Below are 13,724 nucleotides of genomic sequence, written 5' to 3'. Positions count from 1 at the left end.
TATATATCATATATAGAGGCTTTTTACAAAAACCAGCCGACAAAATTGATGTGGAGTAATAATTATTAGAGTTATAAGCTCAACTGAGCTCAAACAAAAAAAATGAACATTTTCAACAAAACTCACTGATAATTAATCACATAAAAAATACCAGATGCAAGATCAAGGCTTGTATTAAAATGTTTGATTTATTGAGTCACTGCTTAAAAAGGCAGCAACATATTAAAAAATGTGCATATCATTAAGGACACCAGTAGCTTTTGAACAGAAAATATTCTTTCAAAAAGCACTTAAGAGTCAGAAAAATGAGGTTTTATTCTGTGTAAACCTGTCTTCCTCCAAGTAGATCTGTGGAATCCGTGAGAAGTAAGAACTGGTCAGATAATCAGATTTACCAATATCGTCGTTCTTTCATTCACTATCGCTTAATCAGCTTTAACATTTCTTTCTTATCATCCCATTGAATTTCAAGCAAATAAAAGCCACTCCCAGCGTTTTCCAACAACCTTCGCAATTCCAAGCTTAACATTTCCTCCCCCAAAACATCCATATAAGGTGAAACACTGGAAACTCCCACCAACCTAAACCTTAATGGATCATTTGCAGCAGTTACACTACGAGTGTCCTCCACTGATAATTCATTACCAACTACAGGATTAGGGTAAATCTTCCAAACCCTAGCAATAGACGAAATTTCTGGAATCCCTAAGGATCTTACATCACTAAAAGAAAATTTTCCATCCAAATCAACTTGTTTAATCCTGTAATAAAGAACGGCTCCTTTAGAAGGCAAAGACACATCATTGAACTCATATTCAACTAACTCATCTGTCCAACCCACCGCCTGCACTTCTCCAATCTTTTCAAATGCTTCGACTCCATCTACAGATCTTTCAATTTCATAATGACTACTCTCCCATTCTCTGCTGACAGTCCATTTGACGAATGCGTCTCTATTCGAACTTATAAAATCGACTTGCCAATCTTCCCAAGCAACGGGCAGAACTGCCAAAACTCTCAATCCAAAATTGGCATTGACTACTGAAGTATTGTTCAAGTTAAAAGCCTCCAAGACCCCATCCTCACCCATTAGATTTACCCCTACATCTGTTCCCAATTGTTCCCCTGAATTTTCAAAGCTCTCCGGCAAGGAAGGAGCAGGGCTTGGCTCCCCTTCCAAAGCATCTACAATAGAGAGAATCACCTTATATACACCATCTGGCACCCGATCAATCGTATATGTTCCATCTACCAAAACCGGTGCAGAGGCCACTACCAGATCTGATTCATCCACGATCAATGCATAAAGCCCCGTAGCCAGAGTAGGAAGTCCACTCACCAAATTATCATCTAAGCCATCCTCATCATCAAACACATTCCCCTGAAAAGTCAGGTACCGATAACCGTCTTCCTCATTGACTTCTGCATAATAGGAAGCCGCCCAAGTATTGATGGTGTTTTCGTTCCCGAACCCCTCATTCCCATCTGCATACCAAATATGTGAAGTCCCAGCTTCTCCAGTTACATTTACTTCCAAGGACTGCTCATTATCAACGGAAATTCCAGAATCATCCCAGTAAATGTCATTATTCTCTGGATCCCCAGGCCGGACATTGGTAATGGTAATCCCTAAACTCTGCTCCATATCATATACTGGGAAATGTACGGGGGCAAAGACTACGGCGGCAAAAACTTCAATCTGGGAACCACTTACAATCACATTACCATTGGCATCCTCTCCATCCCAATAAATCTGGTAATCACCTGGAGCAGCATAACTTTCACTCATGATAATATCTACACCACCATCATAGACTCCATTTCCATTTAGATCAATCAATACATCTACTATTCCCGGAAGGCTAATATTGAATTCTACCCAAGCCTCGCCCCCAGTTCCGCTGGGAACCTTCTCCTGATAGACGATATCTAAAGTAGCTGTAGGTACATCGGTAGTCGGCCAAAATTCATGATCTGGATCATTTAAGAAAAGTGGATATTGGTAATTGGAAGAAGTTCCAGAAATGGACTTCCTGTTTTCGGTATGACTTCCTTGATCATTTCTAGGACCATCAGCATTGGCGAAAAAATTAACATAGCCACCATTGGCACCACCAAAATGCGCGTATTTGACAAAATAGGACTCCCCATCGCCTCCAAAAGTATCATCTACAGGCACAAAAAAACCAAAATTATCATGAAAGGATTGACTGTTTGCCACCCCTTCTTCACTAGGAAGCCCATTGTACACACTCCAATACTTACAGTACACCCTTCCTGATTGGATCTCATCAGAAGCATTGACGACTGTAATATCCCAGTAATCAATCTGGAACCCATTTCCAATGATATCACCATCTTCATCAGAAATCTCAATCCAAAAAGCCCTGTCAGCCCCGGTATTATTAGTAAACCAAAAAGCATCATATCCGCTTCCCCCAACTATGGCATCTGGTCCACTGGCTGCCTCAAGCGCATCCCCAGGTCTGCCCTGATCAGCTCCATCTGAACCAGCATCGTAATATTCATCATCGATTTCCACCATATCACCACCTGTGCCGGTAGGAAAAAAGGAGGTATCAGTATCATCATACAACCACCGTACCCGCATATTATCACCTCCACTCCGCTTTCTAAATCCCCAATAAACAGTCTCCCCATCCTTTACATAAACATAAAATCGGTGGTCGGGATTGTAATTATCTGTGTTTGAAGGCAACATCATAAAACCCCGCGTACCATACCCCGTGTTGGATGAACTGCTATTGGCAGGCACCCAAAGCCAACTCCATCTATCAGAAGCCGTCCCCCAATCTCCAGAACCTTCCGCAAAGCAGGATTGTCCAAAAAGTGGGCTTAGCCAAATACATAACCCAATAATCAATATCAGGGTATATTGAGATGAAATTAATTTTATCGATCGTTTCATGCATCTTTCAGTGTGGATAAAACATGCACTTAAACTCTTAGCCAAAGTAAGACCTAATGGTGAGTCAAGTCTTATCAAAAAGGATAGAATTAAGTTTAAATAATTCCCTAGATTATTTCATCGTAGAAATAACGTATTTCAAACAACAAATAAATCCATACATTATTCTATTAATCAACGTATACACACAAATATATAAAACAAAAAATTAAAATATTGTAGATTAGCGAAATTATGTTTTGAATAACAAAATATTTACAAAAAAATACAAAAACACTTATTTGAAATGACACAAAAAAATCCCCATTCTTTTTCAAGAATGGGGATTTAGGTATTTTATTGATATTCAGCCCTATCCGTTCATACTGATCAAAAACTCTGCATTGTCTCGAGTACCCTTCATTCTCTGGAGCAAGAATTCCATAGCTTCCTGTGAAGTCATATCGGACATCAGTTTTCTCAGGATCCAAACTCTTTGCATCTCTTCTTTCTCCATCAATAGATCCTCTCTCCTAGTACCAGAACCAGGAACATCGATAGCTGGATAGATCCTTCTGTTGGAAAGTTTTCTATCTAAACTCAATTCCATATTACCAGTACCTTTGAATTCCTCAAAGATTACCTCATCCATTTTGGAACCAGTCTCTACCAAAGCAGTAGCTATGATGGTCAGAGAACCACCATTCTCCACATTTCTGGCCGCACCAAAGAAACGCTTAGGCTTGTGCAGTGCATTGGCATCCACACCACCCGAAAGGATCTTTCCTGACGATGGTACTACCGTATTATAGGCTCTGGCCAACCTGGTAATGGAATCCAAAAGAATAACCACATCATGACCACATTCCACCATTCTTTTGGCCTTTTCCAAAACCATAGCAGAAACCTTTACATGACGTTCAGCCTGTTCATCAAATGTAGAAGAAATCACTTCTGCCTTTACAGACCTCGCCATATCAGTCACCTCTTCTGGGCGTTCATCAATCAAAAGAATCATCAAATGACATTCAGGATGGTTTTCCGCAATGGCATTGGCTATCTTTTGAAGCAATACAGTTTTACCGGTCTTCGGCTGAGCCACAATCATACCACGTTGCCCCTTACCAATTGGAGCAAAAAGATCGACAATCCTAGTAGAGAAGTTATCTGCCCTAGTGGTCAGTTGCAATCTCTCCTCAGGGAATAATGGGGTAAGGTATTCAAATGGAATCCTATCTCTGATTTCCTCAGTAGTCTTACCGTTTACTGAGCTCACCTTCAATAGGGCAAAATACTTTTCACCTTCTTTTGGTGGCCTGATCTGACCTTTGATATTATCTCCGGTCTTCAATCCAAATAACTTGATTTGAGAAGGGGAGACATAAATATCATCAGGAGAAGCTAAATAATTATAATCCAAGGACCTCAAGAAACCATATCCATCAGACATAATCTCAAGCACCCCTTCATTTTCAATAATCCCATCAAATTCCTTAACGGCAACTGAATACTTTTTCTTATTGCCATTGGTCGGTACAGATGAAGCCTCTTCTTGGCTTTTTATGTTTTTTCTTTTTGGAATATCTGCATCAGCATCTGCCGGACGCTCTACCGCTACTCGGTGGGCTTCCTCATCCACCACAGCCTTTCTTCTAGGTCTAAAGCTTCTAGGCTTGTTTTCTTCATCAGCTTTTGCAGAAATTTCTTCTTTTTTTGCTTGGGCTTTAACTTCCGGAGCACTTGTCTCCTGCTTTTCCCTAGGCTTTGGTTTAGGCTTATGACTTGCCTCAGCAGGTTTTTCCTCTACTTTTTCTCTTTTTGGAGCAGGTTTAACTGGCTTCTCTTCACTTACAGCCTCACTCTTAACATCGGAAACATTCTGCCTTTTGAACTTAGGCTTGCTTTCCTTTTTCTCTTCTACTACTTCCGGAGCTTTGTTTTCTTCAGTTTGGACTTTCTCAGTTTCAGCTTTTGAAGGTTTTTTCTTTGGAAGGGCTTTCTCTGGGGTGATAGCTTGCTGATCTAAGATGGCATAAATGAGATCATCCTTTTTTAGGGACTTGAAGTTCTTAACCCCAAGTTCTTCTGCTATCTCCTTTAATTCAGATAGCAATCTGATTTTTAGTTCTTCAATATTATACATAAAAAACGTATAAGATGTACTTGATGTGATTAATTGAAATTAGTACTGTGACTATTTAATTGATTGGTATAAAAAGATATCTGTGAATTTAGATGGATCCACAGGGCGTGGATCATGAACTTTTTGATATCACAATATTACAGTAAGCAACTTTAATACGCAAACTTTTTCTTCTAGGATATTTTTTTTTGTGAAATTATTTTGCTTACCCTGTTAGATTTCCCTAATAAATAGGGCCTAATTATTTTAGCCCCAATGACTTTGAAAGCCATTTTTAGGTATATTTCCTAAATATATACGGAGTTTAAAGAGCTTTGTTATCAGGAATAATCTACAAAAAATACACCAGCTCTTTTTTTTGTCTTAGCAATCCTTTTGCTCTATATGAAATCATTATCTTTGCAATTCTAAATAAAGCTAAGCGATACACATGCTACAAGTAAATTTTATTCGTGACAATTTTGATCAGGCAGTAGAAGGATTAAACAAACGTTTTTTCCCTGAGGCAGCTCAAAAACTGCAGGATGTCCTGGATTTAGATAAAAAAAGAAAAGAAACTCAATTAGAGAGAGATCAGCTTCAAGCCGAATCCAACAGCATTTCCAAAAAAATTGGAATGCTTATGAAAGAAGGCAAAAAAGATGAAGCCAATGAAGTAAAAGCTAGAACAGCTGAAATCAAAGGCCAAATAAAATCCTTGGAAGAAAGCTATAACGAGACCGAAGATTCCCTTCGCTCGCTATTATATAATATCCCCAATATTCCTCATAGTTCTGTTCCTGCAGGAAAATCAGCAGAGGACAATGAAGTGGTATTTGAACACGGTGAAACACCCAACTTATACGCGGGCAACCAGGCTCACTGGGACTTGATCAAAAAGTACGACATCATAGACTTTGAACTAGGGAATAAAATCACTGGTGCTGGATTTCCTGTTTATAAGGGCAAAGGAGCCAGACTTCAAAGAGCCTTGGTCAACTTTTTCCTTGATGAAGCTACCAAACAGGGCTATAATGAAGTTCAGCCACCGATTCTTATCAACGAGGACAGCGGTTATGGCACTGGTCAGTTACCTGACAAAGAAGGTCAAATGTACCATGCTACTGCAGACAACCTTTTCCTGATCCCAACAGCTGAAGTCCCTGTGACAAATATGTACAGGGATGTGATGGTCAAGGAATCTGATCTCCCTATAAAAAACACTGCCTTTACGCCATGTTTTAGAAGGGAAGCGGGCAGCTGGGGTGCCCACGTGAGAGGACTAAACAGATTGCACCAATTTGACAAGGTGGAAATTGTACAGATTAGTCACCCGGACAAATCATATGAAGCCTTGGAAGACATGAGCCTTTACGTTCAAGGACTCTTAAAAAAACTAGGTCTTCAATACCGCGTCTTAAGACTTTGTGGAGGAGATACTGGCTTTACTTCTGCCCTTACGTATGATATGGAAGTTTACTCAGCCGCTCAGGGAATGTGGCTTGAAGTAAGTTCAGTAAGTAACTTTGAAACATACCAAGCCAATAGACTAAAGCTCAGGTTCAAGGATGAAAATAAGAAAACAGTCTTGGCACACACCCTAAACGGAAGTGCATTGGCTTTACCGAGAATTGTGGCATCCATTCTGGAAAACAACCAAACGGAAAAAGGCATTAAGATGCCTGAGGTACTGGTTCCTTATCTAGGCTTTGAATGGATTGATTAATTCTCATCTATCCATCATGCTAAATGCCTTTTCAGGACTTTCTGAAAAGGCATTTTCTATTTCAGCCCCTATTAGAAAAAAACAACTTGACAGCATCTTATTCAGCTAAACCAATCTTTCCTATATTTGTGCCGCTATGTGGAATGAAATAATTGTTTTGATCAAAAAGGAAATCACCCTAGAGTGGAGACAAAAATTCGCACTCAACGGTATCCTATTATATGTGGTCAGCGCAGTGTTCATCACTTACCTGAGTGTCGGTGCCAAGCAGGGCAACCTTTCCATCCCTACTTGGAATGCACTTTATTGGATCATTATATTATTCTCCTCAGTCAATGCTGTCGCCAAAAGCTTTGTCCAAGAACACCAGGGAAGACAGCTATATTATTATATGATTGCCTCTCCAGAATCAATTATACTATCAAAAATAATTTATAATACGCTTCTGACCTTGATATTGGCCCTATTGGGGTATACTGTATTCAGCATCATTTTGGGTAACCCGGTTCAGGACCAGGGAATGTTCATCCTCAACCTACTACTAGGGTCGGTTGGATTTTCTGCCTGTCTTACCATGGTTTCAGGCATCGCTTCCAAAGCAAGTAACAATGCCACCTTAATGGCCATTTTGAGTTTCCCTATTATCATTCCTATACTTTTGATGGCCATAAGAATCTCAAAAAATGCGATAGATGGTCTTGACAGAGGAATAAGCCTTGATAAACTTTTCACCCTTTTAGCTATAAATGCAATAATTGGCGTTACGGCTTATATACTCTTCCCCTATCTCTGGAGAAGCTAAGAGAGTTTACAGACTAGGGAGCGTCCGCCCATGTAACTTTTTAAGGAAAAGGTCGAAAATGAGGAACTTATACCTTACTTTTGCATTTGTATAGCAAATTTATCAAAATGCGAGCACACTGGTGGAAAGTATTGGCGATCATACTATTAGCATACACGATTGTCGCCGGTCTTCTATTTGAAGTACCTAGATTACCCATTCTCAACGAAACAATCCGCGCACTTTATTTTCATGTGACCATGTGGTTTGGGATGATTCTCATGCTGATGGTGGCAGTGGCATATAGTGTAAAATACCTCAGGTCCGGCAATCTGCAGGACGATGATGTGGCCTTGGAATTCACCAATGCAGCCATATTATTTGGCGTACTCGGCATCATTACCGGTATGCTTTGGGCCAAGTTTACCTGGGGCGATTATTGGAGTGGAGACCCTAAGCAAAATGCAGCGGCCATAGGCTTGTTGATGTATTTCGCTTACCTCATCTTAAGGAATTCGCTAACTGACGTTCATCAAAGAGCCAGAATTGGCGCTGTATATAATATTTTTGCTTTTGCGGCCTTTATCCCGTTGATTTTTATTTTGCCACGTCTTACTGACAGTCTACACCCAGGAAATGGTGGCAACCCAGGCTTCAATGCCTACGATATGGACAGCAAGCTCCGCATGGTATTTTACCCTGCAGTAATTGCCTGGACATTATTGGGTGTTTGGCTTTCCAACCTTAGAATAAGAGCAAAGAGATTAGAAAGAAAATTAGAAGATAAAATTATTAATCAACATTAAATGCGAAAGTGGTTAGTGGTTTTCCTGCTTTTCATCAGCCTTCAGGTGGTGGCCCAGGAAAAAACAGAAATCAAAACTGAAGATTACGAGAATTACAGTGTAGACATGGCTGACCAAATGCGCGAAAACGGAAAAATCTACGTTTTGGTTGGCATAATTGGAATTGTTATGGGAGGTATTTTGGTTTACCTAGTAGGAACCGACAAAAAACTCTCACGGCTAGAAAAGGAATTCAACAGCTAAACCCCAAGCAAAGGATTTGCGTAAGGATTTTAGTCAACAAGATTAAACATGAAAAAGGGACATATAATAGGACTGGGTATCATTGCAGTGGCCATTATGATAATCATTTCCTCAATTGGAGATGCCAGTTCATACGAGAGTTTTTCCACAGCCAAAGAAATGGCCAACAGTGGGGATGACGCGCCGATACATGTTGTCGGTCAACTGACCAAAGACAGCATGGGTACTGTCACAGGCTTGGAAGTAAGTGAGGACAAAACCTCTTTTACCTTTACCATGATAGACAACGATGGCACTGTGCAACAAGTTTATTATAATGAACCCGTTCCTTCTGACTTCACTCGTTCTGAGCAGGTAGTGGTTATAGGCTCTTATAAAAATGAAAAAATGTTTGTTGCAGATAAAATATTGATGAAGTGTCCTTCAAAATATCAGGAAACGGAGCTTAAAGCAGCCTCCATGTAATCTTCATCAAATTTTGCACCTTAGATTTTCTCTAAAATTATGATCAATACCTTTATAGGTAACCTCGGCCATTTCATGGTGATTTTGGCTTTTGTTAGCTCCCTTGTCACGGCCTACTCCTATTATCAATACACGGTAGTTTCTGAAATAGAAAAAGCCAACTGGAGAAAATTCAGCAGGGTTTTCTTCTATATTCATGCCTTTTCTGCTGTCTCCATAGCAGCAATACTTTTCTATATAATTTATACATTCAGATTTGAATACTTTTATGCCTATTCGCATGCCTCCAAATCATTGCCTGTTCACTATATGATCTCCAGTTTCTGGGAGGGACAGGAAGGCTCATTTATCCTATGGATATTTTGGGACGTAATTCTGGGATTGGTACTTATCCACACCAACAAATCTTGGGAGGGTCCAGTAATGGTCGTTTTCTCCTTGGTGCAAGCTTTCCTTGTATCCATGATTTTAGGTGTTGTGATCGGAGATTTAAAGATAGGAAGTTCTCCATTTATCCTATTAAGAGAAGTAGCCAATGCGCCTATATTTGAAATTAATCCTGATTTCGTTCCTGAAGATGGAACGGGACTAAATCCATTGTTGCAAAATATCTGGATGGTCATCCACCCCCCAACGTTATTCTTGGGTTATGCCTCCACATTAGTTCCCTTTGCCTATTTGATGGCTGGCCTATGGACCGGAAGGTTTAAAGAATGGATTAGACCAGCTTTACCTTGGACCATCTTCTCTGCGCTGATTTTGGGTATGGGAATAATCATGGGCGCCTACTGGGCATATGTAACACTAAACTTTGGAGGTTATTGGAATTGGGACCCGGTAGAAAACGCCTCTTTTGTTCCTTGGTTGATCATCGTGGCTTCTATCCACACCATGATCACCTTTAAGAAAAGTAGCACGGCATTAAAAACCTCCATAGTTCTCGTCACCCTACAGTTTATCCTGGTATTATACGCTACCTTCTTGGTAAGGTCAGGTGTATTGGGAGACACTTCTGTACACTCCTTTACAGATTTGGGACTATCAGGGCAATTACTGATTTATCTCTTCTTTTTCATGTTCGTGGCCATATATTTCTCGGCAAGGTCATGGAACAAAATCCCTACCTCTGAAAAAGAAGCTTCTGTATATTCCAGAGAGTTTTGGATATTCATTGGGGCCACCACTTTAGGCTTGATGGCTTTCCAAATTATATTGCCTACTTCCATCCCTGTATTTAATGCAATTGTAGAAGCATTTGGAGGCATCTCCAATATGGCACCTCCTGCTGATCCAGTAACTTTCTACACCAAATTCCAATTATGGTTTGGAGTGGTATTGGCATTGCTCACAGCTGTGGGGCAGTTTTTCTGGTGGAAGAAGATGGACAAAAAGGAGCTTAAAAATGCCCTTGCAACACCATATATCATTTCTCTACTTATAGCAGCTGTAATTATTACAGTAGCCAAAGTATTCAATATTTCCTATATGGTCATTGTCATGGCAGGTACTTTCACCATTGTCGCCAACGCTACAATACTGGCCGGACTACTCAAAAAGTCCACCTTTAAATTAGCTGGTGGTTCTTTGGCGCATATAGGCTTGGGATTAATCCTGATGGGAGTAATGTTCTCTTCAGGTTATTCAGATGTGATCTCCATTAACATGTCCGGCTTGACCTATAAAAAGGACTGGGAAGATGAGCTGAACAAGGAAAATGTACTGCTTTGGATCAACCAGCCCCTTCAGATGAAGGACTATGAAGTGGTGTATAGAGGTAGAAACAAAAAGCTAGAAGGAGTACCTGGTTATGTAAGTGTCAACAAATTGGAGTCTACTGACAATGTCAATGAAGCCATTGCATTAGAAGACATCACTATTGATGGTAAGACCTATCATAAGAAAGGCGATAAAGTAAAAATTGTACTAGAGGAAAACAGCTATTTTGAGATTGAGTATTACCAAGATCAACAACTGCAGTTCACTTTGTTCCCAATGTCTCAGCCAAACCCTACTATGGGTCTGATTTCATCTCCTGACTCAAAACACTTCTTACAGAAGGACCTTTACACGCACGTTTCTGCCATCAACAGTTATGATGATCCAGAGTGGAGTGAAGATAAAGTTTTTGAAGCATCTCCTGGAGAGCAATTCCATTTGGCGGACTATGTAACTACTTTCGAAGGTGGTGAGGTATTGAATGAGGTGGAAGGTGTGGACCTTCAAGAAGGTGATGTGGCGGTTAAAGCCAATCTTACCATTCACGACCATGATACTGAAATTCAACTGGATCCCATATTTTTGATCCGTGGGAATTCAGTGGGTAAAATTCCTTCGGTTAATAATGATCTGGGAGTAAAGGTACAAGTGGATAATATTTCACCTGAAACCAATAAATTCTCCTTCAAGGTCAATACCTATCAAAAAGATTATGTGGTGATGAAGGCATTGGTTAAGCCACATATCAATATACTTTGGATCGGCACCATTATTATGTTGATAGGATTTGGTGTAGCCATTTATAGAAGATATGATGAATTTGTAAAAATGAGAGATAAAGGGCTTGAATAAGCTTTTCTACAAATCAATAAAAAGTCTGTATTTGAATGCAGACTTTTTTTATGTCAAGGAAAGATGGTATATAAACTAATCCAAACTGGATTTGTCTTGATTGACACCTAAACATTTTGTACAATCAACGAAAGCCGTATCTTAGGTTTCCAAATCATTTAATAATCGTCTATCAACTCCCATGGAGAAATATTCTATTGCGATTTTAGGAACAGGAAATGTCGCCTGGCATTTGGCGCCAGCTTTGGAAAATGCTGGACATTCCATTACTGAGGTGTATAGTAGAGATTTTCACCGCGCAGAAAAAATCACCCAAAACCTATATACTGCTGAGGTAAAAACTGACCTGGACTTTTCCAATAGCGAGGCAGAGATTTACATTATGGCCATCAGTGACTATGCCATTGAGCAAATGGCTGACTCCATTATATTACCCGAAAACAGTGTACTTCTTCACACTTCCGGCAGTATGGATCTGAATATCTTGGGCTATAGTTCAGCCACCTACACTGGTATATTCTATCCATTACAAAGTTTCAGCAAATCGCGCCCCTTGGATTTTGAAGATGTTCCATTTCTGTTGGAATCAGATGATCAGCAGACCATGCAAATATTAAAAAGGTTGGCCAAAAGCCTAAAATCAAGCTTTTACCAAGTCAAATCCAAAGACCGAAGGGCCTTGCATGTCGCGGCTGTTTTTGCCAGCAACTTCACCAACCATATGATCAGGATTTCTGAAGATATCATGAACCGACAGGGGCTTGATTTTGAAATGCTCCAACCATTGATTATTGAACAAATCAGTAAAACCCTACAAATAGGCGCTAAATCTTCACAAACTGGCCCTGCGGTAAGAGGAGACCTGAACACCCTTGACCTTCACCATCAATTTTTAAATTATAATGAGCAATTAGCAGAAATTTATAAGCTAATCTCCCAAGATATTATTGACGCTAATTAAAGGCAAATCAAAACAAGCAAACCCAATATTTTCGAGGTATAACTAAGCACTAACCATAGATTCGCCTATTTTTGAACCATGAATACGTCATCATCACCAAAAGCATTCTCATTTTCCGCATTTTTCAAAATTATCAGATCCGATAATTTGATGATGATGGCTTTTGCCCAAATCATGACGGCGTACTTCTTGGTCGAAAAACAAACTAATGGACAACCGATTATCTCAGATTATAATCTTTATTTACTGATCCTGTCTACTGTGATCATTGCTGCAGCTGGATACATTATCAATGATTACTATGATGTCAAAATTGACTATATCAACAAACCAGATGAAGTCATTGTAGGCAAGGGTATGCGAAGAAGGATGGTCATGTTTCTTCATACAGTCTTGAATTTTGCAGGAATAGGTATAGCCTGTATAGTGAGCTTAAAAATTGGCCTAATACACTTTATAGCTGCCTTTATCCTATGGCTTTATTCCAATTCACTTAAAAGGCTGCCATTTGTTGGAAACCTTGCCGTAGCCTTTTTAACTGGCTTGGCCATTTGGATCATAGGTTTTTACTATCAGCGCTCTGAAATGCTCGTTTTAACTTACGCCATCTTTGCTTTTTTCATCAACCTAATCAGGGAAATCATCAAAGATATTGAGGATCGAGAAGGTGACAGAAAGCATGGCTGTAAAACATTGCCCATAGTACTGGGTTTTAGGGCCACCAAAAACATCATTTTTATTATTGCTGCCATATTTGTTTTGGCCATCTTAATCGTCGCCTATAAAGTCAACAATCCCTTGTTGTATATTTATTTCGGTGCCTTGGGAATTTTGTTTTTCCTCTTCATGTATAAAATCTATTATGCAGACCGAAAAAGCCATTTCAGCCAACTAAGTAAACTATCCAAACTACTCATGCTAACCGGGGTTATCAGCATGGCTTTTCTGTAGGTAAAACTTTTTCGTATACTTATACTTAGGGTTCAGGGAAATCGTTTTTACAAACTATCAGAAAAGTGATGTCAGCCTGAGCGGAGTCGAAGGCAAGAAAACGGATCTCGACTCCGCTCGGTCTGACACCTAACTACTCTAATTAAACAATATCAAGGGTTAATAACGATTTCCCTTTCTTAGGGGTGAAAAT

At 39.7% G+C, this 13,724-nt stretch carries 10 protein-coding genes; 8 read left to right on the top strand and 2 right to left on the bottom strand.

Translation table 11 applies throughout. The annotated features are described in order from the left end of the window. Nucleotides 1–418 precede the first annotated feature (418 nt). Both KMW37_RS17345 and rho read right to left on the bottom strand, forming a co-directional pair. A complete protein-coding gene (locus tag KMW37_RS17345; protein WP_215225921.1) occupies nt 419–2,929 on the bottom strand; it encodes a fibronectin type III domain-containing protein in 2,511 nt (836 codons plus the stop codon). A 352-nt stretch (nt 2,930–3,281) separates the two neighbouring features. Next, nucleotides 3,282–5,051, bottom strand: a complete 1,770-nt coding sequence (rho, locus tag KMW37_RS17340) for a transcription termination factor Rho (protein ID WP_215225920.1) — start codon at nt 5,049–5,051, stop codon at nt 3,282–3,284. A 430-nt stretch (nt 5,052–5,481) separates the two neighbouring features. Between rho and serS the strand changes: the two genes are divergently transcribed. The 8 genes from serS (at nt 5,482) to KMW37_RS17300 (ending at nt 13,531) form a co-directional block, all read left to right on the top strand. Further along, nucleotides 5,482–6,756, top strand: coding sequence for a serine--tRNA ligase (serS, locus tag KMW37_RS17335; protein WP_215225919.1), 1,275 nt, complete (start codon nt 5,482–5,484; stop codon nt 6,754–6,756). Between the two features lie 136 nt (nt 6,757–6,892). Next, the gene (locus KMW37_RS17330) at nt 6,893–7,558 is read left to right on the top strand and encodes a heme exporter protein CcmB (RefSeq protein WP_215225918.1); all 666 of its coding nucleotides are present in this window, start codon (nt 6,893–6,895) and stop codon (nt 7,556–7,558) included. Between the two features lie 80 nt (nt 7,559–7,638). Further along, a complete protein-coding gene (gene ccsA / locus KMW37_RS17325; RefSeq protein WP_317195586.1) occupies nt 7,639–8,343 on the top strand; it encodes a cytochrome c biogenesis protein CcsA in 705 nt (234 codons plus the stop codon). Continuing rightward, on the top strand, nt 8,344–8,586 hold the full coding sequence (locus tag KMW37_RS17320) for a CcmD family protein (RefSeq protein ID WP_215225916.1): 243 nt from the start codon (nt 8,344–8,346) through the stop codon (nt 8,584–8,586). It abuts the gene before it with no gap. A 48-nt stretch (nt 8,587–8,634) separates the two neighbouring features. Further along, a complete protein-coding gene (locus KMW37_RS17315; RefSeq protein ID WP_215225915.1) occupies nt 8,635–9,051 on the top strand; it encodes a cytochrome c maturation protein CcmE domain-containing protein in 417 nt (138 codons plus the stop codon). A gap of 39 nt (nt 9,052–9,090) precedes the next feature. Beyond that, nucleotides 9,091–11,619: a heme lyase CcmF/NrfE family subunit gene (locus KMW37_RS17310; protein WP_215225914.1), complete on the top strand. Its 2,529-nt coding sequence runs from the start codon at nt 9,091–9,093 to the stop codon at nt 11,617–11,619. Between the two features lie 181 nt (nt 11,620–11,800). Further along, a complete protein-coding gene (locus KMW37_RS17305; RefSeq protein WP_215225913.1) occupies nt 11,801–12,580 on the top strand; it encodes a Rossmann-like and DUF2520 domain-containing protein in 780 nt (259 codons plus the stop codon). Nucleotides 12,581–12,658: 78 nt separating this feature from the next. Next, nucleotides 12,659–13,531 (top strand): geranylgeranylglycerol-phosphate geranylgeranyltransferase, encoded by an 873-nt coding sequence (locus KMW37_RS17300; protein WP_215225912.1) that lies wholly within the window; start codon nt 12,659–12,661, stop codon nt 13,529–13,531. Nucleotides 13,532–13,724 lie beyond the last annotated feature (193 nt).

Source organism: Echinicola shivajiensis, assembly GCF_018642165.1.
GTDB lineage: Bacteria > Bacteroidota > Bacteroidia > Cytophagales > Cyclobacteriaceae > Echinicola > Echinicola shivajiensis.
The sequence above is the reverse complement of the archived record's forward strand: the minus strand, read 5'-3'. Positions and strand labels throughout refer to the sequence as shown.